Origin of the sequence: Lentibacter algarum (assembly GCF_040580765.1) — a bacterium.
GTDB lineage: Bacteria > Pseudomonadota > Alphaproteobacteria > Rhodobacterales > Rhodobacteraceae > Lentibacter > Lentibacter algarum.
Window position 1 is genome coordinate 3124574 of sequence record NZ_CP158687.1, and the last position, 25348, is coordinate 3149921.

23 protein-coding genes are annotated in these 25348 nt (G+C 52.4%); 8 read left to right on the plus strand and 15 right to left on the minus strand.

All coding sequences use genetic code 11. The features are described from left to right. Nucleotides 1-19: 19 nt before the first annotated feature. Both DSM117340_RS15550 and cysQ read right to left on the minus strand, forming a co-directional pair. Nucleotides 20-1237, minus strand: coding sequence for a glycosyltransferase family 2 protein (locus tag DSM117340_RS15550; protein WP_354689808.1), 1218 nt, complete (start codon nt 1235-1237; stop codon nt 20-22). Between the two features lies 1 nt (nt 1238). After that, nucleotides 1239-2036, minus strand: a complete 798-nt coding sequence (gene cysQ, locus DSM117340_RS15555) for a 3'(2'),5'-bisphosphate nucleotidase CysQ (protein WP_089893802.1) — start codon at nt 2034-2036, stop codon at nt 1239-1241. A gap of 138 nt (nt 2037-2174) precedes the next feature. Here cysQ and DSM117340_RS15560 point away from each other — a divergent pair, with 138 nt between their 5' ends. Beyond that, the gene (locus tag DSM117340_RS15560) at nt 2175-2996 is read left to right on the plus strand and encodes an ABC transporter permease (RefSeq protein WP_089893805.1); all 822 of its coding nucleotides are present in this window, start codon (nt 2175-2177) and stop codon (nt 2994-2996) included. On the opposite strand, the gene DSM117340_RS15565 is transcribed toward DSM117340_RS15560, so the two are convergent. Next, nucleotides 2993-3598 carry an alpha-ketoglutarate-dependent dioxygenase AlkB gene (locus tag DSM117340_RS15565; protein ID WP_089894113.1) on the minus strand — a complete coding sequence of 202 codons (606 nt, stop codon included), beginning with the start codon at nt 3596-3598 and terminating at the stop codon, nt 2993-2995. The genes DSM117340_RS15560 and DSM117340_RS15565 overlap by 4 nt on opposite strands. 207 nt (nt 3599-3805) lie before the next feature. Here DSM117340_RS15565 and dnaK point away from each other — a divergent pair, with 207 nt between their 5' ends. The 3 genes from dnaK to radC all read left to right on the plus strand — a co-directional run bounded on the left by dnaK (nt 3806) and on the right by radC (nt 7928). Next, nucleotides 3806-5719, plus strand: coding sequence for a molecular chaperone DnaK (gene dnaK / locus DSM117340_RS15570; protein WP_089893810.1), 1914 nt, complete (start codon nt 3806-3808; stop codon nt 5717-5719). 76 nt (nt 5720-5795) lie between these two features. Continuing rightward, nucleotides 5796-6944 carry a molecular chaperone DnaJ gene (dnaJ, locus tag DSM117340_RS15575; protein WP_089893812.1) on the plus strand — a complete coding sequence of 383 codons (1149 nt, stop codon included), beginning with the start codon at nt 5796-5798 and terminating at the stop codon, nt 6942-6944. Between the two features lie 219 nt (nt 6945-7163). Further along, complete coding sequence (gene radC / locus DSM117340_RS15580) at nt 7164-7928, plus strand: DNA repair protein RadC (RefSeq protein WP_089893815.1); 765 nt, start codon at nt 7164-7166, stop codon at nt 7926-7928. Here radC and DSM117340_RS15585 read toward each other — a convergent pair. The 3 genes from DSM117340_RS15585 to secA form a co-directional block, all read right to left on the minus strand. Then, the gene (locus DSM117340_RS15585; protein ID WP_354689809.1) at nt 7925-9484 is read right to left on the minus strand and encodes a phosphate ABC transporter substrate-binding/OmpA family protein; all 1560 of its coding nucleotides are present in this window, start codon (nt 9482-9484) and stop codon (nt 7925-7927) included. The two genes, radC and DSM117340_RS15585, sit on opposite strands and share 4 nt — an antisense overlap. Nucleotides 9485-9508: 24 nt before the next feature. Beyond that, nucleotides 9509-10435, minus strand: a complete 927-nt coding sequence (locus DSM117340_RS15590) for a hypothetical protein (RefSeq protein ID WP_089893819.1) — start codon at nt 10433-10435, stop codon at nt 9509-9511. Between the two features lie 98 nt (nt 10436-10533). Next, nucleotides 10534-13218 (minus strand): preprotein translocase subunit SecA, encoded by a 2685-nt coding sequence (secA, locus tag DSM117340_RS15595; RefSeq protein WP_089893821.1) that lies wholly within the window; start codon nt 13216-13218, stop codon nt 10534-10536. 175 nt (nt 13219-13393) lie between these two features. Between secA and DSM117340_RS15600 the strand changes: the two genes are divergently transcribed. The 3 genes from DSM117340_RS15600 to DSM117340_RS15610 are packed head-to-tail and all read left to right on the plus strand — an operon-like array spanning nt 13394 to nt 15879. After that, complete coding sequence (locus tag DSM117340_RS15600) at nt 13394-14248, plus strand: peptidylprolyl isomerase (RefSeq protein WP_271437370.1); 855 nt, start codon at nt 13394-13396, stop codon at nt 14246-14248. A gap of 6 nt (nt 14249-14254) precedes the next feature. Further along, nucleotides 14255-15484, plus strand: a complete 1230-nt coding sequence (gene argJ, locus DSM117340_RS15605; protein ID WP_089893824.1) for a bifunctional glutamate N-acetyltransferase/amino-acid acetyltransferase ArgJ — start codon at nt 14255-14257, stop codon at nt 15482-15484. After that, nucleotides 15481-15879: a (deoxy)nucleoside triphosphate pyrophosphohydrolase gene (locus DSM117340_RS15610; protein WP_089893827.1), complete on the plus strand. Its 399-nt coding sequence runs from the start codon at nt 15481-15483 to the stop codon at nt 15877-15879. The genes argJ and DSM117340_RS15610 overlap by 4 nt, the downstream gene beginning before the upstream one ends. Nucleotides 15880-16141: 262 nt before the next feature. Here the strand turns inward: DSM117340_RS15610 and infB are convergent, their stop codons facing one another. The 5 genes from infB to pip all read right to left on the minus strand — a co-directional run bounded on the left by infB (nt 16142) and on the right by pip (nt 22560). Beyond that, nucleotides 16142-18631 carry a translation initiation factor IF-2 gene (infB, locus tag DSM117340_RS15615; protein ID WP_271437371.1) on the minus strand — a complete coding sequence of 830 codons (2490 nt, stop codon included), beginning with the start codon at nt 18629-18631 and terminating at the stop codon, nt 16142-16144. Nucleotides 18632-18640: 9 nt separating this feature from the next. Next, on the minus strand, nt 18641-19261 hold the full coding sequence (locus DSM117340_RS15620) for an RNA-binding protein (RefSeq protein WP_089893832.1): 621 nt from the start codon (nt 19259-19261) through the stop codon (nt 18641-18643). A gap of 12 nt (nt 19262-19273) precedes the next feature. Continuing rightward, nucleotides 19274-20878, minus strand: a complete 1605-nt coding sequence (nusA, locus tag DSM117340_RS15625; protein ID WP_089893835.1) for a transcription termination factor NusA — start codon at nt 20876-20878, stop codon at nt 19274-19276. Beyond that, nucleotides 20879-21454 (minus strand): ribosome maturation factor RimP, encoded by a 576-nt coding sequence (gene rimP, locus DSM117340_RS15630; protein WP_089893838.1) that lies wholly within the window; start codon nt 21452-21454, stop codon nt 20879-20881. A gap of 131 nt (nt 21455-21585) precedes the next feature. Next, on the minus strand, nt 21586-22560 hold the full coding sequence (pip, locus tag DSM117340_RS15635; RefSeq protein ID WP_089893842.1) for a prolyl aminopeptidase: 975 nt from the start codon (nt 22558-22560) through the stop codon (nt 21586-21588). Between the two features lie 44 nt (nt 22561-22604). Here pip and ubiG point away from each other — a divergent pair, with 44 nt between their 5' ends. After that, nucleotides 22605-23351, plus strand: coding sequence for a bifunctional 2-polyprenyl-6-hydroxyphenol methylase/3-demethylubiquinol 3-O-methyltransferase UbiG (ubiG, locus tag DSM117340_RS15640; RefSeq protein ID WP_089893846.1), 747 nt, complete (start codon nt 22605-22607; stop codon nt 23349-23351). Here ubiG and DSM117340_RS15645 read toward each other — a convergent pair whose 3' ends face one another. Genes DSM117340_RS15645 through DSM117340_RS15660 form a run of 4 tightly spaced genes read right to left on the minus strand, consistent with a single transcriptional unit; the run spans nt 23352 to nt 25316 of the window. Further along, nucleotides 23352-23795 carry a MarR family transcriptional regulator gene (locus DSM117340_RS15645; protein ID WP_089893849.1) on the minus strand — a complete coding sequence of 148 codons (444 nt, stop codon included), beginning with the start codon at nt 23793-23795 and terminating at the stop codon, nt 23352-23354. Then, entirely contained in the window at nt 23792-24625 is an 834-nt protein-coding gene (locus DSM117340_RS15650; protein WP_089893853.1) for a carbon-nitrogen hydrolase family protein, read from the minus strand. Before DSM117340_RS15650 ends, DSM117340_RS15645 begins: the two co-directional genes overlap by 4 nt. Next, nucleotides 24625-24885, minus strand: coding sequence for a glutaredoxin 3 (gene grxC / locus DSM117340_RS15655; protein WP_089893855.1), 261 nt, complete (start codon nt 24883-24885; stop codon nt 24625-24627). Before grxC ends, DSM117340_RS15650 begins: the two co-directional genes overlap by 1 nt. A 32-nt stretch (nt 24886-24917) precedes the next feature. Continuing rightward, nucleotides 24918-25316 carry a phosphoribosyltransferase family protein gene (locus DSM117340_RS15660; protein ID WP_177170707.1) on the minus strand — a complete coding sequence of 133 codons (399 nt, stop codon included), beginning with the start codon at nt 25314-25316 and terminating at the stop codon, nt 24918-24920. Nucleotides 25317-25348: the final 32 nt, after the last annotated feature.

Sequence of the window (25348 nt, forward strand, 5' to 3'; positions counted from 1 at the left end):
ATTTGTTAACATTTAAAGTTCAGCCGCGAGCCAGCCTGACACGCTCCTGTTCACGCCTGACACGGGATCGTAGTCGGTTGAGTTGAAACAGTGGCTCATCGCGTGTCGCCCTGCCAAATAGCCCGCCGCTTTGCTCCCAATAGCCTGCCACATCATAGCGAACATGGTGAAAACGGGTGTTCCAGGAGAAGAGATAGAGCGAGACATTCGCCCCCTGTGCTGCAAGTTGTGCGGCTTTCTTACGAAGCTTTTTGCCTTGCCAAAAGCGTCCAGCTACAGTCACGCCGCCACTGCGATCTGGCAAAAAAGGCTTGAAATCAGACGGATGATGTAACGTATCCGGATATTGCCCAAAAGCGCGTACGGCTCCTGCCTCAAATCCGGCCTCAAGGCTCTGCATAACGCCCGCCGCTTCGCTCTCGCTCATAAGGTCGCGGCTCACTTGGTCAGCCAGCCGTTCTGCCTGTTCCTCAACCATCTCAGAACAGCGTGGTTCAAGCGGATGTCCGTTCTTACGAAGCAAGAGTACAGTGCTTGCTCCTACATCAAACAAGTCTGTTACCGTCCTGTCGGCCTTGCGTCGTGTGCTGGCCTTGTAGGCGTGGTGGACTTCAGCGCTGGGGCATAGCGCGGTCTTGTGGTGCGTACCCCCTATCCGCAAGTTGAGATCGGTTTCATCCAGATAAAAGTGGAACCCTTCATCAAACCCACCGAGCGCTACAAGAACATCACGCCGCACAGCCATGTTCGTGCCCTCGGTCTTCACAGCAAAACCAGCCTTTGTTTGGGGGATAAACGAATTGCTGTTTTCGGCGGCAAGCGTCTCCGTCCGCCCAGCGCCGTCCACTTGCCGAGCAGTCCATTGAAACGAAATGCCGTTGCGCCCACGCACATACCCGCCCGTGCAGATCACTTCAGGCAGTTTAAATCCTGACACCAGATGATGCAGCCATAACGGTTCAGCCGCTGCATCATCATCAATAAACGCAATGATCGCGCCTGCTGCCTCGGCCACGCCTTTGTTGCGTGCGGCGGCAATATTAGGCTCTTCAAAGGCCACAAGCTTGATGCGCCCTGCGTAGGGGCTTTCGCCGACATAAGCACAGGCGGCCAGATCGGCGACAACAACAATCTCAAAGGGCTGATATGCTACGCCCGCCAGCGCCGAAAGACACCACAAAAGGCTCTCGGGCCGACCGTGGCTTACAATCACAACGCTGACGGAAGGCGCTGACATATCAGGGAGTTTTCAGCTCTACAGCAGGCGAGTATGCTATGAAAAACGGGTTCGCATACCCTTCCTTACCGTAGACAAGTGGGTCATGTGTCGCAAAAACAACGACTTTGCCGCCGGCACCATGAAGCACAGCGTGGCCTGCCGCAGTATCCCACTCCATCGTTCGGCCAACGCGCGGGTAAATGTCGGCCTCGCCCGTCGCCACAAGACAGAACTTCAGGCTTGAGCCCGCGCTCTTGCTGTCCTGAACGGCGTATTTGTTGATGTAGTCGTCCGTTGCCTGATCGCGATGCGACTTTGACGCAACAACCATAAGGGCCGAATTGTCGCTCTCGGCCACGCGGATCGCCCGTGTGGTGCCCGCATGTGTCTTTTCAAACGGCCCGTCTTCTTCAACAGCGCTGCCGTCCGCAAGCGTATAAAACATCCGCTCTTTTGCGGGTGCATAAACAACTCCACGGGTCGGCACACCATTTTCTACATAAGCGATATTCACAGTAAAATCGCCTCGGCGATGTACAAATTCCTTGGTTCCGTCCAGGGGATCAACAATTAGAAAGGTGTCAGCCTGCATGTCGTGTGTTGCCGCCTGTTCTTCAGTGATCAAAAGCACATCAGGAAAAGCAGCGCGCAGACCCGCTGAGATAATAGCATCTGCGGCTTCGTCAGCCTCTGTGACTGGGCTGTCATCAGACTTTGACTTTACCTCAAAGTCGTCACGACCATAGATTTCCATAATCTTGTCACCCGCAACAAGCGCAAGCTCGCGCATCACGTGGGTCAGCTTTTCGTAGTCCATTTGCTTCAGTCCTTCACTCTTTATGCCTCAGATCACGGTTTTGTTGCTTAGGCCGCTCAGGCCCTTTATGGTATGTGTGTAACGGTTCGGCAAGAATTGGCGCGTAAAACAAACCGCGTAAGTCAGGGTAGCGAGTAGATGTTTCAGGTAAGGCGGCGTAGGTCGACGATCACATCGGCCCTCATTATCTTTGAGTTGATCTACCATTCGGTGGTTCATTCCATTCGCTCTTCGCACGGCAACGCGATTATGTCGCTTGTGACAAACCTTATGCAAATGGCGATTATGGTACTGGCGTTTTACGTCATGTTCTCGCTTCTTGGATTGCGCGGTGCAGCCTTGCGTGGCGACTTTCTCGTTTACATCATGACAGGCATCTTCCTTTACATGACCCATGTTAAGGCCGTTGGGGCAGTCTCTGGCTCTGCGGGTCCGTCCTCGCCTATGATGCTTCATGCCCCGATGAACACGATCGTTTCGATTGCCTCCTCTGCGCTGTCGTCACTCTATCTGCAGATCCTTTCGGCATTCGTTATTCTCTTTGGCTATTACATGGCGGTTCAATCTTTCACGATTGATCGCCCCATCGCGGCAATGGGCATGCTGCTGCTTGCATGGTTCACAGGCTGCGCCGTCGGGATGGTACTTCTCGCGATTAAGCCGTGGTTTCCGGGTTTCGTCGCGGCCTTCACACTGATTTACCAACGCGCCAATATGATTGCCTCGGGCAAGATGTTTGTTGCCAATACGCTGCCCGGCTACATGCTCGCGATGTTTGACTGGAACCCGCTCTTTCACATCATTGATCAGTCGCGCGGTTTTGCTTTCATCAATTACAATCCGCGCTACACGCATTGGGAGTACGCTTTTGTGATCGGGCTTGTCCTGATCATGGTTGGCCTCATGGGTGAGTTCTATACCCGCCGCCACGCCAGTATCTCTTGGAGCGCACGTCGCTAGCGTACAACCCGCATCGTCACATTGATCCGCCCGCCACCAGGCAAAAGTGTACTTGAGCCGAAGCGGATCTTGTCAACACCATGATGCGCGAGCCGCGCTGCGCCGCTGAGCAAAAGGACATCTCCAGAGCGTAACCATTGTGATGTTGTCTTGCCGCCCCGTTCAACACCACCAATACGAAACAGTCCCTCGTCCCCAAGGCTAACAGAGACAACTGGCTGGCCAAAGTCTGCTTCATCCTTGTCCTGATGAAGGCCCATGCGCGCTCCCTCGCCGTAAAAATTGATCAGCGCACATTCGGGCGTCCGCGCGTCTGGTGCGATGGCCTTCCAGATTGTCAGCAGGCTCTCGGGAATGTCGGGCCAAGCCGTTCCGCGCGGATGACGCCCTTCATAGCGGTAGCCCCGCCTGTCAGTGATCCATCCAAACTTACCCGCGGCAGTCATCCGGACGCTCATTTTTTGCCCTCGCGGTGTTTCTGGCGCATAGAGCGGCGCCGCGCGCGCAATTTGTCGGATATCGTCGAGCAAGCTTTCCTGAGCGCTTCGAGTAAGCGCTTCGCTATAAAATAAAGCCCCATTCAGGTCGATCTTATGAGCCAGATTTACCACGCTTCCATCTTTCTGGGCTAAAAGCTCCTAAATTTGCTGATTCTTCACCGTCTCGGCGCTTGCAGGGGCATTTTGTGCTCCTTATATACCCTCCGAAGCGTTTGATCAGGATCCCCCTGTTCAAACTAACATATCGGGGGCAGATGCCGTAACGGGTCTGACCTCGCAACATCGCCTTAACGTAGAAGGGATCGAAAAATGTCAAAAGTCATTGGTATTGACCTCGGCACAACAAACTCATGTATCGCCATCATGGACGGCTCTGCTGCCCGCGTGATCGAAAACTCCGAAGGCGCGCGCACAACGCCGTCGATCGTTGCTTTCACAGAAGACGAGCGCCTCGTCGGCCAGTCCGCAAAGCGCCAAGCTGTGACCAACCCAGAAAACACCGTCTTTGGTGTCAAGCGTCTCATCGGCCGCCGATTTGATGACGCGGACCTCGCAAAAGACAAAAAGCACATGCCCTTCAATGTTGTGAATGGCGGCAATGGCGACGCGTGGATCGAAGCGCGCGGCGAGAAGTATTCGCCCAGCCAGATTTCTGCCTTCATCCTTGGCAAAATGAAAGAAACGGCTGAGAGCTATCTTGGCGAAGAAGTGAAGCAGGCGGTTATCACCGTTCCCGCTTACTTCAACGATGCTCAGCGCCAAGCGACAAAAGACGCCGGCAAAATCGCTGGTCTCGAAGTCCTGCGCATCATCAACGAGCCAACAGCGGCTGCGCTGGCCTATGGCCTCGACAAAAAAGAAACCCAAACCATCGCGGTTTATGACCTCGGCGGCGGTACATTTGACGTGACCATCCTCGAAATCGACGATGGCCTCTTTGAAGTTAAGTCCACCAACGGCGACACATTCCTCGGCGGTGAAGACTTTGACATGCGCATCGTTGCTTACCTTGCGGACCAGTTCCAAAAGGAAAACGGTGTTGACCTGACCAAAGACAAAATGGCCCTCCAGCGTCTCAAAGAAGCCGCTGAGAAAGCCAAGATCGAACTGTCCAGCTCGTCACAAACCGAGATCAACCAGCCCTTTATCTCTATGGGCAAAGACGGCTCGCCGTTGCACATGGTTATGAAGCTGACGCGTGCGAAACTTGAAAGCCTCGTCTCTGACCTGATCAAAAACTCGCTGAAGCCTTGTGCCGCAGCGCTTAAAGATGCGGGCCTCTCCACAAGCGATATCGACGAAGTCGTTCTCGTTGGTGGTATGACGCGTATGCCAAAGGTCATCGAAGAAGTAACAAAATTCTTCGGTAAAGAGCCCCACAAAGGCGTGAATCCTGATGAAGTTGTTGCCATGGGCGCGGCCATTCAGGCGGGCGTTCTTCAGGGCGACGTCAAAGACGTTGTTTTGCTTGACGTAACGCCTCTCTCGCTCGGCATTGAAACGCTCGGTGGTGTCTTCACCCGTCTGATCGACCGCAACACAACGATCCCGACGAAGAAGTCGCAAATCTTCTCAACAGCAGAAGATAACCAAAATGCAGTGACAATTCGTGTTTTCCAAGGCGAGCGTGAAATGGCATCTGACAACAAGATGCTCGGTCAGTTCAACCTTGAGAACATTCCGCCAGCTCCCCGTGGCCTGCCGCAGATCGAAGTTACATTTGACATCGACGCCAACGGTATCGTTTCGGTTGGCGCGGCTGATAAAGGCACAGGCAAAGAGCAGAAAATCACCATTCAAGCCTCAGGCGGCCTCTCAGACGCCGACATTGAGAAAATGGTGAAGGACGCAGAAGAGAACGCCGAAGCCGATAAGGACCGTCGCGAGCTTGTGGAAGCGCGCAACCAAGCCGAGAGCCTTATCCACTCGACAGAAAAGTCAGTGGAAGAGCACTCCGACAAGGTTGATCCAACCACAGTCGAAGTTATCGAACTGTCCATTGCTGCTCTGCGCGATGATCTCGAAAAAGAGGACATCACTGCAGACAAGCTTAAGGCTGGTATCCAGAACGTCACAGAGTCAGCCATGAAGCTGGGCGAAGCGATCTACAAGGCACAGGCAGAGGCGGGCGATGATATGCCTAACGCTGCCGACGAGGGCGGAATTGACGATGATATCGTCGATGCTGACTTCGAAGATCTTGGCGACGAAAAGCGCAGCTAAGCGCCTTAGGAAGCTTGGTAAGGGCCGGTCCGCGCGCCGGGTCGGCCTTCGCCGTTTCCAGAAAGGGTAATGACCCATGGCTAAACGCGATTATTATGAAGTGCTGGGCATCTCAAAAGGTGCCTCGGCGGATGAAATTAAAAAAGCCTATCGTACCAAAGCGAAAGAGCTTCATCCCGACCGCAACACCGATGATCCAGACTTGGAAGCTCAGTTCAAAGAAGCGGGCGAGGCTTACGAAGTCTTGAAGGACGCCGACAAAAAGGCAGCCTACGACCGTTATGGTCATGCAGCCTTTGAAGGCGGCATGGGCGGCGGGCGTCAGGGCGGCGGATACGGCGGCCAGCAAGGTGACTTCTCTTCTGCATTCTCTGATGTGTTTGATGATCTCTTTGGAGACTTCATGGGTGGTCAGCGCGGCGGGGGGCGTCAGCGCGCCGCGCGCGGTGCAGACTTGCGATACAATCTGCGCGTCTCCCTTGAAGATGCGTTCTCTGGCTTACAAAAAACCATCAATGTGCCAACATCTGTCGCTTGCGATGGCTGCAGCGGAACAGGTGCCGAAGGCGGCGCCGAGCCAACAACGTGCCCGACCTGTTCAGGCATGGGTAAGGTTCGTGCCCAGCAGGGTTTCTTCACGGTCGAGCGTACGTGCCCGACCTGCTCAGGCCTCGGTCAGACCATCAAGAACCCTTGTGGAAAATGTCATGGCCAAGGCCGTGTCGAGAAAGACCGCTCTCTTGCTGTCAATATCCCCGCAGGTGTTGAGACAGGTACGCGCATTCGCCTTGCAGGCGAAGGCGAAGCTGGGATGCGTGGCGGACCAACGGGCGACCTCTATATTTTCATAGAAGTCGAAGCACATAAAATATTCGAGCGGGAAGGGGTCAATCTCTTCTGTCGCGTTCCCGTGAGCATGGCAGCCGCCGCGCTTGGCGGTGATATTGAAGTGCCCACAATTGATGGGGGCCGCTCGCGTGTCAAAATCCCTTCAGGCTCTCAGTCTGGTCGGCAGATGCGTCTGCGCGCCAAGGGCATGCCTGCACTGCGCGGCGGCGGTTCGGGCGATATGTTCATTGAGCTGGCTGTCGAGACTCCCGTCAACTTGACGAGCAAGCAAAAAGAGCTGCTCAAAGAGTTTGAAGCGCTGTCAGAAGACAATAATCCCGAGAGCAAGAGCTTCTTTAAGTCGGTCAAAGGCTTCTGGGATTCGATGAAGGGCTAAGTCTCGAATCATTCTGATCTAAAGGGCGTGCCGTTGGGTGCGCCCTTTCTTTTTGGTTAACGAGGACCGTACGCAGCTGTAACACCTGATCTTTTTGGCTGTTTTGAAAAGGCGGTGCACGGGTTGTGCACGCTTTTCACCCCCCAAATTTTCTCAAATCGAATCATTAACCTTTTCAAAATTAACCACTTATTCACCCTGCTCAGGCAGGCTTTTCTCATGTCACAGCGCCACCAGTTTTCTGAAGCTTCACTACCGCTCTTTGAGAGCGATGAAGTGGTGATTTCTCAAGCGATTCCAGAGGGTAAGCTTCCGTCCTATATCGCAGATCATCGCCAGCGGCTTCGTGCCCGCTTTCTGTCTGGCGGGGCGGATGCGATGCCTGATTATGAGCTTCTCGAGCTTCTTCTCTTCCGCGCCATCCCGCGCCGTGACGTAAAGCCACTCACACGAGATTTACTAAATAAATTCAATGATTTCAACGGTGTAATAACCGCGTCGCCCGAGCGTTTGTTGGAAGTTAAAGGGGTCGGTGAGGCCGTTATCTGCGAGTTAAAAATCGTTGCCGCAACTGCGCAGCGCCTTGCCCGCTCCCGCGTCCTCCAACGCCCGGTTGTGTCCAGCTGGGAGGCCCTAATCGACTACTGCCATACCGCCATGGCCCACCGCGACACAGAGCAGTTCCGCGTATTGTTCCTCGATCGTAAAAACACTCTCATCGCTGACGAAAAACAGGGCTCTGGAACGGTTGATCATGTCCCTGTTTATCCTCGTGAGGTTGTCAAACGCGCTCTAGAATTAAATGCTAGTGCACTGATTTTAGTACATAATCACCCGTCAGGTGATCCGACACCGTCGCCTGAAGATATTTCAATGACAGCCCAAATTGAGCGTGCAGCACAGGCTCTTGGAATCACACTTCATGACCACTTGATTGTAGGAAAATCAACCGAGCTGAGCTTCCGCGCGGCTGGTCTGATTTAGCGGATCCAAACCTCGACACGGTGGTTCACTTGGCGCCCCCATTCGGTATCATCACAGGCCATAGGCATCGCTTCACCATACGCCTGAACGCTTACGTCGAGCTGAGTAAAATCTGCCGTTTCCGCGGCTTTCTCGATCGCATTCTTCACAACTTCGGCCCGCCGGCGAGAGATTTCCAGATTGGCTGCGGCGGGGCCTTTGCCATCACTAAAGCCAATAAAAACAAGGCTTTTTCCGTCGTATATCCCTGCTTCCAAAGCGCTGGCCAGCTGCTCCACATTCGATCGAGATTGCGCATCAAGCCTCACAGATCCAGTCTCGAAACGAAAGGATGTTGTCAGTCTTCGCATCTTGCGTAACGTGCCAATCATGACACGCGTTGTCTCCAAAGTGATTTCTTCTCCAGTGACTGAAATGGCGTTGGCCAAACGATCGCCCTGAAAGTCGATAGATATTTCTTCAGGCGCCTGATCAACAAACCCAGCGCGACGTATCACCAGCTGCGCAGCCGGACTGCGAGTATAGCTCAAAAATTCGCGCATGATCTTGGGCAGACGTCTTGCAGGAAGGTATAAAAACAAGGGGGTTGTGAGAGGGTAGTCTTCTGTTTTGACATTGCGACGTGTTGGCCTCAAAGAGCGGCCACAGGGCCCTGTGAGTGTAAGGATCTTGGTGTCCAGTGTCGCTGAACGCCCGACAAGCCCGATCCCGAAAGGGTCGATAGACACGCGCTGTGACAGATCAAAGTTATCAGTTGAAAACCGTGTTTCGCTTCCAGATGTTTGGTTTTCTTTGAGCAGAAGCCGCTGCAAAGCTACCGCCCCCGAACCTGTTTCAATGTCTCGCAGATAGGGCGTAATCGCGGCCTCTTGCGGACCGAGCTCTTTCCAATTGTTGAGCTTCCCTGAATATATTTCAGAAAGCTCCAGAACGCTGATGTCTTCAACTGGGTTTTGATTTGAAACGATCGCCACCAACGCATCAAGAGCCAAAACTCGGGCGCGGCCAAGTTGAGTCATATCTCCCATGCCGGCTTCTCGGGCGAGTTTGCGTTCCGTCGTGCTTATTTCACGCGTCGACATTACGATATCGGTTTGGTCTGCAAGGAGGTCTGCGAAACCTTCACCACTGGAGCTAATGTTAAAAAAGAAGCGAGCCAGTGTGGTCTCATCCGGTTTCTTAGAGAGGGTGATGCTAAACTTTTCTTCACTTTGGCCTTCGCGCTCAGTCTTGAATCCGTTCTTCGCTGCGAAAGCTTCGATCAAGGCAGGCAACAGAAGACTTCCGATTTCAGCCGCACCTGAAATGTCTACTTCTGCAACAAAGGCGCTCAAATTTGGACAGCCTGGGCCAGCACAGTCCACACCCGATCCGTCAACAGTCAGCTCGCCATAGTCCGTTTCAACGCGGTAAAACTGCCCGTCAAAGCCCAAGAGGTTCCCGTTGATTTGAACAGACTTGTCACGAGATGTGAGTGTCACATCCTGAGCAATGAGTGATTGCACAGAGCTAAAAATGAAAAGTGCGGCGATATACGCCGCACGTTTAATACTCATCAAAAGAGCCTCTCAACGTGACGGTCAGTTGAAAGCTACCTTCATGTCATTGACGAGCTTTTTCAACATTAGAAAGTCACCAACGGCGTCACAAGTGGGCATAGACATGTCCAAAGTCTGAACCGCGATCTTTTCGCCACGGCTTGTCTGAAGCGTTTGGGCTTCAATGTCTTTGTCGCAGTTGCTTGCAGTAATCTCGATATCCACGCTGAGAGCGATATCACCGATCTCCTTCGCCATACCAGAGGGGAAGGTATAGATCTGGGCAACGAGCGGGTTCTCGAGGCTGCTGTCACCAAGTTGGATTAAGAAGCCACCATGCCCGGTCACGCCATCCACGATATCACCTGGGCGTTCGCTCCAGATGTGGCGGGGATCGCCATACTCAGCGCCAAATTCACGTGCATGGAGCCCGATACCCGAATTGCCCTGCATCTGAACCACTGCGCGGTCATAAGAGAAAATCTCCTCTACCGTCACATTGGCCACAGCGCCCGCGCCGCCAGCTAGCGAAGCGATAAACACGGCTGTTTCGTTCAAAGCGGGAACAGTTGTGCTGAACATACCAGTTCCGTCTGTGACGTCTGAAAACATCATACCGTTGTGGTGTATCACCACGCGTTCGTTTGGAGCGCAGGGGGCAGACAGTTCCAGATCCACAAGCGCGGCTGCGATCGGTGTCCCTGATAGCGTCACTTTACAAGTCTCGCTTGTCAGGGGCTGCTGTGTGCCTTGTGAGGTTGCCAAAGAGCTGTCCAGAGAGGCTGTCACAAGCGTTGCTTCATCTGCCGCTGTCAACTTAATGTCTGAGATCGCGACGGGCAAAGGCATAGCTTGCACATCAGCTGCGCTAGCATGATTTGTCGCGGACGTGATTTGCATGATCTGCCCTGTTAGCAAGATCGTAGCCAGTGTTGCGCCAGCAATTCCATATCTCTTATAGTCGGGCATAGCTGCCTCCGCCGTAAAGGTTCGGAGACAGTTTCGTTAAAAATTTGGGCACTCTTAGGGCAAAAGCACGGAGTCATTCAGGCGTTTCTGTGGTGGCTTTAGACGCGCCCATGACAGTGCTTGAACTTCTTGCCAGACCCACAAGGGCATTCTTCGTTGCGTCCGGGGTTGCCCCATGTGTTGGGGTCGTTCTCGACAAAGCCTTCTGCGGGGGCAGTGGCGAGCTCGCTAGCTTTGTCTTGCGGCATGCTGCTTTGTTCACGCTCTCGCATCATCGCAAGAGCCTGCTGTTGCTCTTCTTCTGAAAGCGGGCGTACAAGGCCAAGCTGCTGTGTGACGTCTTCACGCAAGCTGTCGAGCATGCCTTCAAAAAGTTGGAAGGCCTCGTTCTTATACTCATTGAGAGGATCGCGCTGTGCATACCCACGGAAGCTCACTACAGAGCGCAGATGCTCGAGCGTTAGCAAGTGTTCACGCCATTTCTTATCTATTGTCTGCAGCAAGACCTGCTTCTCAATCATCCGCATGGTTTCAGGGCCGAAGTGAGCGGCCTTTGAAGCCATAAACTCGTCGCTGGCTTTTTCGAGCCGCTCGGTGATCTCTTCGTCGTCCACCCCTTCCTCTGCGGCCCAATCGATCACTGGGACATCAATACCTAATTTTTCAATACAGGCGGCATAGAGGCCCTCTGTGTCCCATTGGTCGGCGTAGGTTTTGGGCGGCATGTATTCATCAACAAGATCATCAATAACTTGATTGCGCATGTCTTGGGTGATCGCTGAAAGATCAGCCGCCTCCATGATGTCACGGCGCTGTCTAAAGATCACTTTGCGCTGTTCGTTCATGACATCATCGAACTTGAGAAGTTGTTTGCGGATGTCAAAGTTACGGCCTTCAACTTTGGCTTGTGCGCGCTCAAGTGACTTGTTGACCCAAGGGTGCACAATCGCTTCGCCTTCTTTCATGCCAAGCGTCGAAAGGACTTTATCAAGTCGTTCCGAGCCAAAGATGCGCATCAGATCGTCTTCAAGGCTAAGATAGAACGATGAGCGCCCTGGGTCGCCTTGGCGGCCCGAGCGGCCACGCAGTTGGTTGTCGATACGGCGGCTTTCGTGGCGCTCTGTGGCCAAGACGAACAAGCCGCCTGCGTCTTTGACTTTTTGCTCCCAATCTTTGTGATCGGCTTCAATTTTTGCGCGAACTTCTTCGTTGTCATCCTCAGGGGAGGCAGCGATGGCCTCCATGATCTTGAATTCAACGTTGCCACCAAGTTTGATGTCAGTTCCGCGGCCGGCCATATTGGTCGCGATTGTGACGGCCCCAAGCTTGCCTGCATCAGCTACAATTTGTGCTTCCTGCTCGTGTTGGCGCGCGTTCAAGACATTATGCTTCACGCCCTCTTTGGTCAGCATCTCACTCAGGAACTCAGACTTTTCAATCGAGGTCGTGCCCACAAGAATGGGCTGGCCTTTGGCATTGGATTCTTTGATCGTCTCAACAATGGCGGCGTACTTTTCCTGCGCCGTCCGGTAGACCGCATCGTCATCATCTATCCGTGCAATGGGCTTGTTTGTCGGAACTTCGACAACGCCAAGTCCATAGATTTCCATGAATTCTTCGGCTTCTGTTGTGGCGGTTCCGGTCATGCCAGCAAGTTTGTCATAGAGACGGAAGTAGTTTTGGAAGGTTACCTGAGCCAGAGTTACGTTTTCGGGCTGAATATTGCAGCCTTCCTTCGCTTCGATTGCTTGATGAAGCCCCTCTGAAAGGCGCCGGCCCGCCATCATGCGGCCCGTAAACTCGTCAATCAAAACAACATCGCCGTTGCGGACGATATAGTCTTTGTCTCTGATGAAAAGCTTGTGAGCACGTAGGCCCTGATTGACGTGATGCACAATTGTTGTGCTCTCAGGGTCGTAAAGACTCTGCTCTTCTTCCAATACTCCGCGCTGGCGTAGCAGCTGCTCGAGGAACTCGTTACCTTCGTCAGAGAAGGTCACATTGCGAGTTTTCTCATCGAGGCTATAGTGCTCTTCGGTCAGCTCAGGAATGAGTTTATCGATCTCGATATAGAGCTCCGAGCGGTCTTCTGAAGGGCCAGAAATGATCAGCGGTGTGCGCGCTTCGTCAATCAGGATCGAGTCCACTTCGTCGACGACGGCGAAGTGGTGGACCTTTTGATTGATTTGCTTCAGCTCTGATTTCATATTGTCGCGCAGGTAGTCAAAGCCGAGTTCGTTGTTGGTCGCATAAGTGATGTCTGAAGCGTAGGCTTCTGATTTTTCACTTTCGGGCTGCTGTGGGTAGATTACGCCTGTCGTCATGCCAAGCGCGCTAAAAACATTGCTCATCCACTCGGCGTCACGGCGAGCGAGGTAATCATTTACTGTGACAACATGTACGCCCTTGCCCGTGAGTGCGTTAAGATATGCGGGGAATGTCGCAACGAGCGTTTTTCCCTCACCAGTCTTCATTTCCGAGATGTTACCTTGGTGCAAAAAGATACCACCCATGAGCTGAACATCAAAGGCACGCAAGCCCAAGGCTCTCTTGGCGGCCTCACGGCAGTTGGCGAAGGCTTCAGGCAAGAGATCATCAAGACTTTCGCCGTCAGCGACGCGCCTTTTGAATTCGGCTGTTTTTGCGATAATCTGCTCATCGCTGAGTGACTCAAAAGAAGGCTCAAGCGCATTGATTTTGTCAATCAGCGGTTTTGTCGCCTTAACCTTGCGGTCGTTTGCCGTGCCAAAAACTTTTTTGGCCAGTGATCCAAGTCCAAGCATGTTTAGTCCGATCCGCTCATTTTATCTCGTCGCAAGACATTTGCTTGCTCCGGTTATATGCGCGTCCTACAACGGCGTGGAACAGATAGCGTGTCTTGGCCTTAAGGCGATGTAAGGGTCGGCTCTCGCAGTGTCAACGCCGCGCGCGATACGCGAATGAAACAAAGGGAATATGATGTCTAAACACTTCAAGATTATGTCACTGGTTTTGGCGAGCGCTTTTGCTTCTAGTTATGCTTACGCTGACGATACTGCTCCAAACTCTGGCACGGTCGTCGCGACAGTGAATGGAACGGAAATAACACTGGGCCATATGGCCGCTGCACGCAGTGGGCTCCCAGAGCAGTATTTACAGCTTCCCGATGACGTACTCTTCAAGGCGATTTTGGATCAATTGGTCAATCAGACCATCCTTGCAAACCGTTTTGAAGGCGATGCACCTGCACCAGTCCAGCGCCGCCTTGAAAACGAACGACGCTCTCTTATAGCATCAACGGTTATTGAGCAGATAGTTGAAGAGAAGCTCACAGACGATGCGCTAAAAGCCGCCTATGATGCAAAATACGCTGAGGCCACGCCCGACAAAGAGTTCAAGGCTGCTCACATTCTTGTGGAGACGGAAGAGGACGCGAAAAAGATAGTTGAAGAACTGGCTGCAGGCGCGGATTTCACCGAGCTCGCAAAAGAGCGTTCTACGGGGCCTTCTGGGCCAAATGGTGGTGATCTTGGCTGGTTTGGTAAAGGTATGATGGTGCCTGCGTTTGAAGAAGCCGTTGCGGGAATGGAAGACGGTGCAATCTCGAACCCTGTTCAAACGCAGTTTGGCTGGCATGTCATTAAACTGAACGAAACGCGGCTCTCAGATGTCCCTCCGTTTGACGAAGTGAGAGCTGAGCTCGAGAGCGAGCTTTTCAACACTGTGATCGAAGATGAAGTAGAGCGCTTAAAGAAGCTTGGCAGTATTGAGCAAGTTTCCGAAGGAGAGATTGACCCAGCCGTCTTGAAAGAAGACACGCTGCTTACGGAGTAAAGGCTCATGGCCAAGATTACCAAAGTATCGCCACTCGCGCCTGCGCACTTCCCTGTGCTTCCTGTCATTAAGGGCGTGAGCTTTGCTACTGCCGCGGCAGGGGTAAAGTACGCGGGCCGCACGGATGTCATGCTTGCGGTGCTCTGCGAGGACACAACGGTTGCTGGTGTTTACACGCGCTCTTCGACCCGCTCGGCGGCAGTGCTTGATTGTCAGGCGAAAACTGGGGACGAAGCGAGTGGTCAAGCAGCGATCATTGTAAACTCGGGGAACTCCAACGCCTTCACTGGCGCTGTTGGCATACAGTCGGTTCAGGCAATTACGTCTGCAGCTGCAGCCGCACTTGATATGGACGCCAACCGTGTTTTTACGTCCTCGACAGGCGTGATTGGTGAGCGCTTGCCACATGACAAGATCGTGTCTGCTCTAGAAGGGCTCAAGAGCAACTTGTCAGAGGTAAATATAGCCGACGCTGCGAAAGCCATTATGACAACTGACACATTCCCAAAGGGAGCATGTGCCAGCTTTGACGTGGCGGGCAAGACGGTTAATATCGCTGGGATTGCCAAGGGATCAGGCATGATCGCGCCTGATATGGCGACGATGTTGGTCTATATTTTTACTGACGCTGCCATAGGCCAATCTGATTTGCAGACTGTATTGGATGAGCTGACTGGCCCAACATTTAACTCGATCACTGTAGACAGCGACACCTCAACATCTGACACACTTCTCTTATGCGCCACTGGCAAAAGTGGCGTCTCCGTTGGGCGTGAAAATGTACAGTTTAGAGAGGCTCTTCGTGATGTAATGCTCGATTTGGCGCATCAGGTTGTTAAAGACGGCGAGGGCGCAACGAAGTTTGTAGAGATCCGCGTAACGGGTGCGCAAACTGAGCAAGACGCCCATATGCACGCTATGGCGATCGCAAATTCGCCTTTGGTAAAAACGGCGATTGCTGGTGAAGATCCAAACTGGGGGCGTATCGTCATGGCTATTGGAAAATCAGGTGCCTTTGCTGATCGGGACAAGCTTTCGATTTGGTTTGGAGACGTGCTTGTCGCCAAGGATGGTTGGGTTAACCCTGACTACCGCGAAGAAGACGCGGCTGCTTTGATGAAACTACCTGAGATCGTAGTTAGGGTTGATCTTGGGCTTGGCCAAAGCGCTAAAACAGTTTGGACCTGTGACTTGACGCACGGCTACATTGAGATCAACGCGGACTACCGATCATGAAAGTAGTGCTCGTTTCTGCTGTCGCTCTTTTAGACAAAGACAACCGTGTTCTTTTGGCTCAACGACCAAAAGGAAAGTCTATGGAAGGCCTTTGGGAGTTTCCTGGGGGCAAGGTTGAGCCTGGAGAAAGTCCGGAAGGTGCACTAGTGCGCGAACTTCACGAAGAGCTCGGGATTGAAACATGGAACAGTTGCCTCGCACCGCTCACTTTCGCCTCACATAGCTATGATGATTTTCACCTATTGATGCCTCTTTTTGCCTGCCGAAAGTGGAACGGGATTGTATCCCCAAGGGAAGGCCAGGCGCTTGCTTGGGTGCATGCAGAGAAGCTGAAAGATTATCCAATGCCTGCTGCGGATATCCCTTTGATCCCTATTTTACGCGACTGGTTGTGAATTAACACATAATTTACTTTTTTTGAGTGATCTGATGCGGTATCCAAGAGCACAAATATCTTGGAGGATATGCTATGCGGACAATTATTGTTGCTAGCGGTGTATATGTTCAGGGTTGTTTTGTTCGCATGCTTGAAAACGGGCGTGCTATCATTCGGGTTGGAAACATAGAGTATACTGGCGACCTTGTAACTTCTGATCGACACGAAAAAAGGCTGGCAGGGTAACCTACCAGCCTTTTTCATTTAGCTTTCGGGCGAAATCAATCTAGGTTGCGTTCAATCTCTTCGCGCTCAAAGATTTCGATCACATCGCCAGCACGAATGTCGTCATATGCCTCGAAGGCCATCCCGCACTCTTGTCCTGACTGGACTTCGGCCACTTCGTCTTTGAAGCGCTTAAGTGTCTTGAGCGTACCCTCGTGAATAACAACGTTGTCGCGGAGCAGACGTACTCCAGCGCTCCGACGTGCGACGCCTTCGGTCACAAGACAGCCAGCCACTTTGCCAACGCCAGTAACTTTAAACACTTCACGAATTTCAGCATATCCGATGAATTTCTCGCGAATTTCGGCAGATAGCAGGCCGCTCGCTGCTTTCTTCACATCGTCTACAAGATCATAGATGACAGAATAGTAGCGAATTTCGACACCCTTCTGGTTTGCACTGTTACGCGCAGGCGCATTGGCCCGAACGTTGAAGCCAAACACAGGTGCGCCGGAGGCTTCAGCAAGGCTGACGTCGCTTTCTGTGATTGCGCCAACACCAGAGTGCAGAACGCGAACGCGAACTTCGTCATTTCCGATTTTTTCCATCGCTTGCACGATAGCTTCAGCAGAACCTTGTACATCGGCTTTCATAACGATTGGCATTTCGGTGACGTTTTTGTCATCCTTTGCTTTCGCCATCAGCTGCTCAAGTGTCGTCGCAGCGCCTGCTGCAGCACGCTTCTCTTTGGCTGCACTCTCACGATACTCAGCAATCTCGCGGGCCTGTGCCTCTGAACTTACTACGTTGAGTACATCGCCAGCTTCTGGTGTGCCATTCAGGCCAAGAACCTCTACAGGCACAGATGGACCAGCTTCTTGTACGCGCTCGCCCTTGTCGTTGATCAAGGCACGAACTTTACCGAACTGCTCACCAACGACAAAGATATCGCCTTGGCGGAGTGTTCCTTTTTGAACCAGAACAGTTGCAACAGGACCTCGTCCAACATCAAGTTGTGCCTCAATAACGGCTCCTTCTGCAGCCCGATCTGGGTTTGCTTTCAGCTCCAGAATTTCGGCTTGAAGGGCAATGGCATCGAGCAGCTCATCAAGGCCTTGTCCTGTGATTGCCGACACTTCTACGTCTTGAACATCACCAGACATGGCTTCAACAACAACTTCGTGCTGTAGCAAGTCAGTGCGTACCTTGGTCGGGTTTGCAGCGGGTTTGTCGATTTTGTTGATTGCAACAATCATCGGTACCTTAGCCGCTTTGGCGTGGTTGATCGCTTCGATAGTCTGAGGCATCACCGCATCATCGGCTGCAACAACAAGAACAACAATATCCGTAACTTGCGCGCCGCGCGAACGCATAGAGGTAAAGGCAGCGTGACCTGGTGTGTCCAGGAACGACAAGACCGCACCACTTTCTGTTGTGACCTGATAGGCACCGATGTGTTGCGTGATCCCACCAGCTTCGCCAGCAACCACTTTTGCGTCGCGGATAGCGTCAAGAAGTGATGTCTTGCCGTGGTCCACGTGACCCATGATCGTAATGACGGGAGGACGTGGTTTAAGGTCTTCCGCGTTTTCCGGCACCTCTTTAATCACATCTTCAACATCAGATGCTGAAACACGTGTCATTTTGTGGCCAAATTCTTCGATGATCAACTCAGCCGTGTCGGCATCAATGGTCTGGTTCTGAGTAACCATCATACCCATATTCATCAGGGCCTTAACAACATCAGCAACACGCTCTGCCATACGGTTGGCGAGTTCGCTTACGACAATTGCTTCGGGCAACTGAACTTCACGGACGATTTTCTCACGCTCAACGTTTTGACCCATCGCTTTTTGGCGAGCGCGCTCTTGTTGACGTTTCATTGCAGCCATTGAGCGCTGTCGTCCGCCCTCACCGCCAGAAAGCGCCTGATTGAGAGTGAGCTTACCGCTACGGCGGCCTTCGTCGCCCCGAGCCTTATTGGCTTTGCTGCGATCATCGCGATCGTTAGTTTCGACTTTGCGACGGTCTGCCATTGGCTTGGCCGCTGTACGGCTCGCGCCTGCGTCTGCATCGGGTGCAGGTGCAGCAGCCGCGCGCTTTGCAGCTTCTTCCGTTTCGCGAAGCTTGCGCGCATCGTCTTCTGCTTTGGCGCGTGCGCGCTCTTCACGCTCTTTTTCTTCGCGTTCTTTTTCTTCGGCTTCTGCCCGACGACGCATACGCTCTTCTTCGCGCTGCTTTTCTTCAGCTGCGCGCTGTTCTTCTTCGTCTGATTCACGCGCTTTTGCAGCCTGAACAGCTTTCAGCCGACGCTCCATCTCCGCATCGGTTATGCCGCCAGGCCTGTTGCTTGAAGCAGCAGAAGATTTGTTTCCGCCAGCGCCCGCACCCGATGTCGCGACACTGGGTTTGGGTACGACAACGCGTTTGCGCTTCGTTTCTACCACCACATTCTTGGTGCGCCCGTGGCTAAAGCTTTGCTTTACGTTGCCAGACCGCGGACCGCCGCGGAGACCAAGTGTCTTTTTGCCGTCGCTATCGCTCATTCGATATACTCATCCTTTCATGCGCCCGTCGGGCGCGGTGGGCCGAAAGCCCTCTAGTCTTGTTGCTTCCTCTATAACACGAGATGCCAAACCTCCAGCATCTAAGGCCGCATGAACTGCGAATTCTCGCCCAAAGGCGGCCCCTAGCTCGTGTCGTGCGAGGCATTCAAATGTTTTTCCATCGCCCCAAAGCCGAATCTTTGACTTTTCGCGTGGTGAGCCATCGCTTGCTTGAAACAGAATGCGTGCGCGTTCGCTCGTCGTCCAGTCTTTAACTTTTGTAGAGCCTGTAACCGCTCCACCAGATTTACGTGACAAGCCGAGCAGGCTAATCACGCGCTTCAGAAGCACATTCTCAACAAACTCAACCAAGTTATCAGGTACTTTAACTTGCTCTTTTGCCGAGCGGCTGAAGAGGTTTTTCTTGGTAGCTAGAGTGAGCGCCTCTTTATTGGCGCTCACCCAAATACCACGACCAGGCAGTTTACCTGCAACGTCAAAGGCCAAGGTCTGATCTGGTCCGACAACAAATCTAAGAAGCTCCGATTTGGGGCGCAGCTCTCCAGTTGCAATGCATTTGCGCACTGCATCTAGTGAGTCTTTCCCTATGATCTCGGCGTCTGTTGTCATCAATACCCTGACTTATTCCGCGTCTTCTTCTTCGACGTCGTGGTCTGCAGTTTCGAGTTCAGCTGGATCAATCCAGCCAAGTTGAATGCGGGCTGACATCACGAGGTCTTGAGCTTCTTCAAGAGTGATGCCGAAGGGCTCCAAGATGCCGTCATCTTTGACGCGTTCGCCTTCAACACTTGTCCAGCCACCGGCCAGTTCCCAGTCAGCGCAGGTTGCGAAGTCTTCGAGCGTTTTTACATCGTCCTTTGCCAGAGCTTCCAGCATTTGAGGAGACATCTCACCAAATTCCGCCAAACTGTCTTCTAGACCGAGCGAGCGAGCATTCTCCATTGCAGCTTTTGCATCGGCTTCAAGTATATCGCGCGCACGTGCCTGAAGTTCGTTGGCTGTGTCATCGTCGACGCCTTCGATAACCAAAAGCTCGTCAACCTCAACATAGGCGACTTCTTCAAGTGTGGTGAAGCCTTCTGAAACGAGCAGTTGTGCAAAGAATTCATCAAGGTCCAGTTTGTCCATGAACAGTTTCGTGCGAAGCTCAAACTCACGCTGGCGGCGCTCGGATTCGTCCGCTTCTGTCATGATTTCGATCTCAAGGCCTGTCAGCTGTGAAGCGAGACGGACGTTTTGACCGCGGCGGCCAATCGCAAGGCTCAACTGCTCATCTGGAACAACGACTTCGATACGCTCGGCTTCTTCATCCAGAACAACTTTAGAAACTTCTGCGGGCTGCAGGGCGTTCACAAGGAAGGTCGGTACATCTTCGTTCCAAGGAATGATGTCGATTTTTTCGCCTTGCAGCTCGTTTACAACAGCCTGAACACGGCTGCCGCGCATACCGACGCAGGCGCCAACAGGATCGATGCTATTGTCATAAGAAATAACAGCAATCTTAGCGCGCGAACCTGGGTCGCGAGCAACAGCTTTGATCTCGATGATACCTTCGTAGATTTCTGGCACTTCCATTTTGAAGAGCTCAGCCATGAATTCCGGCGCTGTGCGGCTCAAGAAGATCTGTGGGCCACGTGCTTCGCGGCGTACATCCTTGATGAAGCAGCGAATGCGGTCGTTCGGACGGTAGCTTTCACGACCAATCTTTTCATTGCGGCGCAAGATGGCCTCTCCGCTGCCAACATCAACAATAACGTTGCCATATTCTTCGCGCTTTACAACGCCGTTGATGATTGTGCCTGCACGGTCCTTGAACTGCTCAAATTGGCGATCACGCTCAGCTTCGCGAACTTTCTGAAGAATAACCTGCTTTGCGCTTTGCGCGGCAATCCGGCCCATCTCGACGGGGGGCACTTCTTCAACAAATGTATCGCCAACCTTTGGATCATCGAGGTAAAGCTTGGCCTGCTCGACGGTCATTTCCGCCTGATAGTTTTCCAGCTCTGCTTCGTCTACGACGGTGCGGACGCGTGTAAATGTGGCTTTGCCTGTCTTGCGGTCAATCGCAACGCGAATGTCCATTTCAGCGCCGTAGCGGCTTTTGGCTGCGCGTGCGAGACTCTCTTCCATGGCTTCGATAACAAGCACAGGGTCGATCATTTTTTCGCGGGCTACGGCCTCTGCGGTTTGCAAAAGCTCTAGCTGGTTGGCGGATGTGATTGCCATTTACTCGTCCTCCTCAGACTCAGGCGATTCTTCAATATCTACTTCTCCGCCGTCCGCATATGCGCCAGCGGCTTTTCGTTGTCTCAGCATTTCTTTGATTAGTTCGTCGGTCATGACGAGCTTGGCTTCTACAAGCCATTCGAATTTAAGCCCAATCGTGCCTTGATCAATGGTGAGCAAAACCTCGTCACCTTCAACGCCAGCAAGCTCACCACGAAAGCGCTTTTGCCCGTCGATCATTTCACCGGTTTCGACTTTGGCCTCGAAGCCTTCAAAAGTTTCAAAGTCTTTGAGGCGGGTCAGTGGGCGATCGATACCAGGGCTAGAAACCTCAAGCGTATAGGCATCTGACAGTGGATCTTCGACGTCGAGCAAAGCGCTAACAGCGTTGGAGATGGCGGCGCAGTCATCGACCTCAATACCGCCTTCAGGACGCTCAGCCATTATCTGTAGTGTTTCAACTTCACCACTTAGCAGGCGAATGCGCACAAGCTCATAACCCAAGTCTTCAATGACGGGGGTTACGATTTCGGCCAAACGTTTGTCTCTGGCGGATTTAGCAATCAGGTTCGACATTTTTCTCTTTGCTCAAACAAAAAAGCGGGCCGTGCGGCCCGCTGTATAATTCGGTGGTGCGCTGGTAGTCAGCACGCCGCTGTTGAGCAGGTGTGTAGTCGCAATGCTCAAAGGATGCAAGGCCGAATCGATTAGGCTTGAAGTGCGATATCGTCCATGATCTCTGCCAATGCCGCGCTGATCCTCGGCTCGGAGAGAGCATGTCCCGACAGGCCCACGATTTGGAGTTCGGCTTTTTCCATGGCCGTGGCCAGTTCATGCGCTGAAACGGGCGGACAAATCATATCAAATCGGCCCTGAACAATCCGAGTTGGAATATGTGAAATTGTTGCGCTGTTCTCCAATATGAAATTGTCACTCTCGAGGAATAGCCGATTGTGAAAGTAGTGGTTTTCCAAGCGCGCAAAAGCGCGGCAGAACGCGTCATTGGGGATGTAGAAGTTGCCCTCAGACTGTATCGACGCGAGCGTGTTTTCCCATGCTGTCCAAGCTTGTGCACACTTTAAGGCTTCGGCATCGTCCGTTCCAAAGAGTCGCTTGTTATAGGCGCTGACCAAATCATTGTGTTCTGCCTTGGGAATCGGGTCGAGAAAGCGCTCCCATATATCGGGCCAAAAGGCTCCAGCTCCACCACCATAAAACCAGTCAAGTTCGGTTTGGCGTCCAAGAAAAACGCCGCGTAGTGTCATTGACCTAACTGGTTCTGGATGGGTGATAGCATAAATGAGGGAAAGTGTGGCGCCCCAGCTTCCGCCAAAAACGTGCCATGAAGTGATCTGGAGTTCATTGCGGATTGTTTCAATGTCTCGAACCAAATCCCAAGTTGTGTTGTTTTCGACCGATGCGAAAGGTTTTGAGCGTCCGCACCCGCGCTGATCAAATAGTATGATACGGTAATGCCGAGGATTGAAAAATCGCCGCATCGCTGGGCTGCACCCACCGCCAGGACCACCATGAAGAACCACGACGGGAACGCCGGTAGGATTGCCTGACTGCTCAACATAGAGCATATGGCCGTCACCTGCGTCGATCATCCGCCTGTCAAAGGGTTCAATTGAGGGATACAGTCGCGCACGAACGTTTTTTTCATCTACAGATTCGTGCATGTCGTATCTTTCCAGACGCATCAGAGAAATTTGAGGGCCCGACTATGCAAAACCAGACCAGAACAGTTGATCCAGCCGAGCTCGCCAAGTTTGAGGCGATGGCTGCCGAATGGTGGGACCCAAACGGCAAGTTTCGCCCTTTGCACCTGATGAACCCGTGCCGGCTTGATTATATTACGAAGCAAATTGCAGCGGAGTTCAATCGCAATCTGGCTGAACCTATGCCGTTCAAAGGTCTTCGGATTATTGATATCGGTTGTGGTGGAGGGCTTTTGAGCGAGCCACTTACACGCCTAGGGGCCGATGTCTTGGGCGCGGATGCCGCAGAAAAGAATATCAAAGTTGCAAAGCTACATGCCGAGCAGGACGGCCTTAAGATAGATTATCGGGCTGTTACGGCAGAGGCTTTGGCGGATGCAGGAGAGCGGTTTGATGTTGTGGTGAATATGGAGGTTGTTGAGCATGTTGCTGATCCGCAGGACTACCTGATGGAATGCTCAAATCTGCTGAAGCCAGGGGGGCTGCACATCTGTTCAACTATCAACCGCAATGCAAAGAGTTTTACGATGGCCATCATTGGTGCAGAATATGTCATGCGTTGGCTGCCCAAAGGTACGCATGAGTGGAATAAGTTCATTTCGCCTGATGAGCTTTTTGAGTTTATCGAAAAAGCTGGAATGCAGCCAATTGATCGAAAAGGGTTTGTGTTTAATCCGATCAGTTGGAGCTGGAAGATTTCTGATCGTGATTTGAGCGTTAACTATGTAACCGCTGCTAAAAAGCCTGCTTAATCACTCACCGCTCTCTAGCTTTAGGCGCATCTCACGCAAAACGGGAATTGCCGCACGAATATCGTCGGCGCCTTTCTCATCTACAAGTGTCCTGATGATTGGCTCGATTGCCGAAAGCGCGGCATCCCGCGCTTGTCTGCCAGCCGGGCTGATAGCAACCATTTTGCGGCGCGCGTCATCCCAATCTGGGCGGATGTGCACATATCCCGCCCACTCAAGCTTGTTGAGAGTGTTGGTCATCGCACCTTTGGTGACATGGAATACCTTCGCCAGTTGGGCGGGCGTTTTCTCGGAATTGGTATATGCTAAATGGGTCAGGACAGAGAAATGCGAAATCTCCATTCCTGCAGGTAGAATGCGTGTGAGTTTGTTTCTCAATAGCTGATCTGTGGCCAAAATTTCGCTGACCAGCGTGATTGCCAAAGAGCTTTGTTTATTGTTCATTGCGGCCCCTCAAACACACTGGATTGCGTTAGGGATGCAACGCGCGAACGCGCTTTGGAAACTTCGCCGAGATCGATGTCAAAACAAGTAACACCTGGCTCAACGCCCGCATCGACAAGCACTTCTCCCCAAGGGGACACAACGAGAGAGTGCCCATAGGTGCGCCTCTCTTTCCCATCTTTCGTATAGTGCAAGCCTGTCTGCGCGGGGGCCAAAATATAAGCGCCGTTTTCAATCGCACGGGCACGCAAGAGTGCATGCCAATGGGCTTGGCCTGTTGTCTGCGCAAAGGCAGCGGGAACAGTTAATATCTCAGCGCCAGCTTGTGCCAGCGCGCGATACAGATGTGGAAAACGAACATCGTAGCAGACAGATAGGCCAACAATGCCAAAATCTGTTTTGGCTAGAACTGCTTTTGTTCCACGCTCGTAGGTTGCGCTTTCCCGGTAGCTTTCGGTTTCTGAAATATCGACATCAAACATATGAATTTTATCATACTTCGCGACAACTTTTCCCATCCGATCAATCAGAAAAGATCGGTTCGCAAACTTTCCTTCGACAGCTTCACTTTTCACCCCCAAAGACCCAATAAGAATAGACACTTCATGAGTCTCTGCGAGAGTCTTCATTCGTGCTAAAAATGGGTCGTTCTGTTCGAAATGAAGAACGTCTAAAAGCGTGGCCTTTGAAGCTGCAATGCAATTTGAAACTTCGGGAGTCAGAATGAATTTAGCACCGCATTCAACTGCCTCAATCACGAAAGCCTCACATGCAAGCAAGTTGGCATGTGGATCGGGTGTCGAGGTGAGCTGAACCAGTGCGACTTTCATCAGGCTTTCCCTAATGCTCCGTCAAGCTTTCCAGAGCTTTCAAGCGCGTAGAGGTCGTCGCATCCGCCGATTCCGATCCCATCGATAAAGATTTGCGGTACAGTGCGCGCACCATTGGCGCGCTCAATCATTTCTGGTTTGAGTTTTGGGTCCGTCAGAATGTTGTATTCAGTATAGTCTACGCCCTTGCTATCCAAAAGACGTTTGGCAGCATGGCAAAACCCGCAAAGTGGGGAAGTGTAGATTTCAATATTTTTCATTTGGCCCTCAAAGATCAGTGTTGAGGCGGAACTTAATCATTCTTTGCTGCACGTGCCAGAAAAACCACCCGCACACTCGCAACATCGTTTTTAAGACAGGCCTCAGTCGCAGCACTAAGGGTCGCTCCCGTGGTCATTACGTCGTCTACAAGTACGATGTGGCGGCCTCGCGTTTGAATTTCCATTTTGGAATTGAAGCTGATTGCATTTTGAAGCCAGAGTTCACGCTCTTCTCGATCGAGTCCAAAAAGCGGTGGTGTACGCTTGGTGCGCTTCAGCAATGAAGGAGCATGCTCAAATTTACCTATTCGTGAGAGGCTCTGTGACAGAAGCTCTGATTGATTATATTTACGCTTGAGGAGGCGTGTCCAATGAAGCGGGACAGGCGCGATAATAGGGTTTTCGGGCAATATCGGTTGCAGTGTCTTCATCAGCCAAGGTCCCGCAGCCGTGGCGATTTCAG

Bases quoted from the DNA above. Each gene is read 5' to 3' on its own strand.
- DSM117340_RS15550 (WP_354689808.1), bottom strand. From the start codon at position 1,237: ATGTCAGCGCCTTCCGTCAGCGTTGTGATTGTAAGCCACGGTCGGCCC.
- cysQ (WP_089893802.1), bottom strand. From the start codon at position 2,036: ATGGACTACGAAAAGCTGACCCACGTGATGCGCGAGCTTGCGCTTGTT.
- DSM117340_RS15560 (WP_089893805.1), top strand. From the start codon at position 2,175: ATGTTTCAGGTAAGGCGGCGTAGGTCGACGATCACATCGGCCCTCATT.
- dnaK (WP_089893810.1), top strand. From the start codon at position 3,806: ATGTCAAAAGTCATTGGTATTGACCTCGGCACAACAAACTCATGTATC.
- dnaJ (WP_089893812.1), top strand. From the start codon at position 5,796: ATGGCTAAACGCGATTATTATGAAGTGCTGGGCATCTCAAAAGGTGCC.
- radC (WP_089893815.1), top strand. From the start codon at position 7,164: ATGTCACAGCGCCACCAGTTTTCTGAAGCTTCACTACCGCTCTTTGAG.
- DSM117340_RS15585 (WP_354689809.1), bottom strand. From the start codon at position 9,484: ATGAGTATTAAACGTGCGGCGTATATCGCCGCACTTTTCATTTTTAGC.
- DSM117340_RS15590 (WP_089893819.1), bottom strand. From the start codon at position 10,435: ATGCCCGACTATAAGAGATATGGAATTGCTGGCGCAACACTGGCTACG.
- secA (WP_089893821.1), bottom strand. From the start codon at position 13,218: ATGCTTGGACTTGGATCACTGGCCAAAAAAGTTTTTGGCACGGCAAAC.
- DSM117340_RS15600 (WP_271437370.1), top strand. From the start codon at position 13,394: ATGTCTAAACACTTCAAGATTATGTCACTGGTTTTGGCGAGCGCTTTT.
- argJ (WP_089893824.1), top strand. From the start codon at position 14,255: ATGGCCAAGATTACCAAAGTATCGCCACTCGCGCCTGCGCACTTCCCT.
- DSM117340_RS15610 (WP_089893827.1), top strand. From the start codon at position 15,481: ATGAAAGTAGTGCTCGTTTCTGCTGTCGCTCTTTTAGACAAAGACAAC.
- infB (WP_271437371.1), bottom strand. From the start codon at position 18,631: ATGAGCGATAGCGACGGCAAAAAGACACTTGGTCTCCGCGGCGGTCCG.
- DSM117340_RS15620 (WP_089893832.1), bottom strand. From the start codon at position 19,261: ATGACAACAGACGCCGAGATCATAGGGAAAGACTCACTAGATGCAGTG.
- nusA (WP_089893835.1), bottom strand. From the start codon at position 20,878: ATGGCAATCACATCCGCCAACCAGCTAGAGCTTTTGCAAACCGCAGAG.
- rimP (WP_089893838.1), bottom strand. From the start codon at position 21,454: ATGTCGAACCTGATTGCTAAATCCGCCAGAGACAAACGTTTGGCCGAA.
- pip (WP_089893842.1), bottom strand. From the start codon at position 22,560: ATGCACGAATCTGTAGATGAAAAAAACGTTCGTGCGCGACTGTATCCC.
- ubiG (WP_089893846.1), top strand. From the start codon at position 22,605: ATGCAAAACCAGACCAGAACAGTTGATCCAGCCGAGCTCGCCAAGTTT.
- DSM117340_RS15645 (WP_089893849.1), bottom strand. From the start codon at position 23,795: ATGAACAATAAACAAAGCTCTTTGGCAATCACGCTGGTCAGCGAAATT.
- DSM117340_RS15650 (WP_089893853.1), bottom strand. From the start codon at position 24,625: ATGAAAGTCGCACTGGTTCAGCTCACCTCGACACCCGATCCACATGCC.
- grxC (WP_089893855.1), bottom strand. From the start codon at position 24,885: ATGAAAAATATTGAAATCTACACTTCCCCACTTTGCGGGTTTTGCCAT.
- DSM117340_RS15660 (WP_177170707.1), bottom strand. From the start codon at position 25,316: ATGAAGACACTGCAACCGATATTGCCCGAAAACCCTATTATCGCGCCT.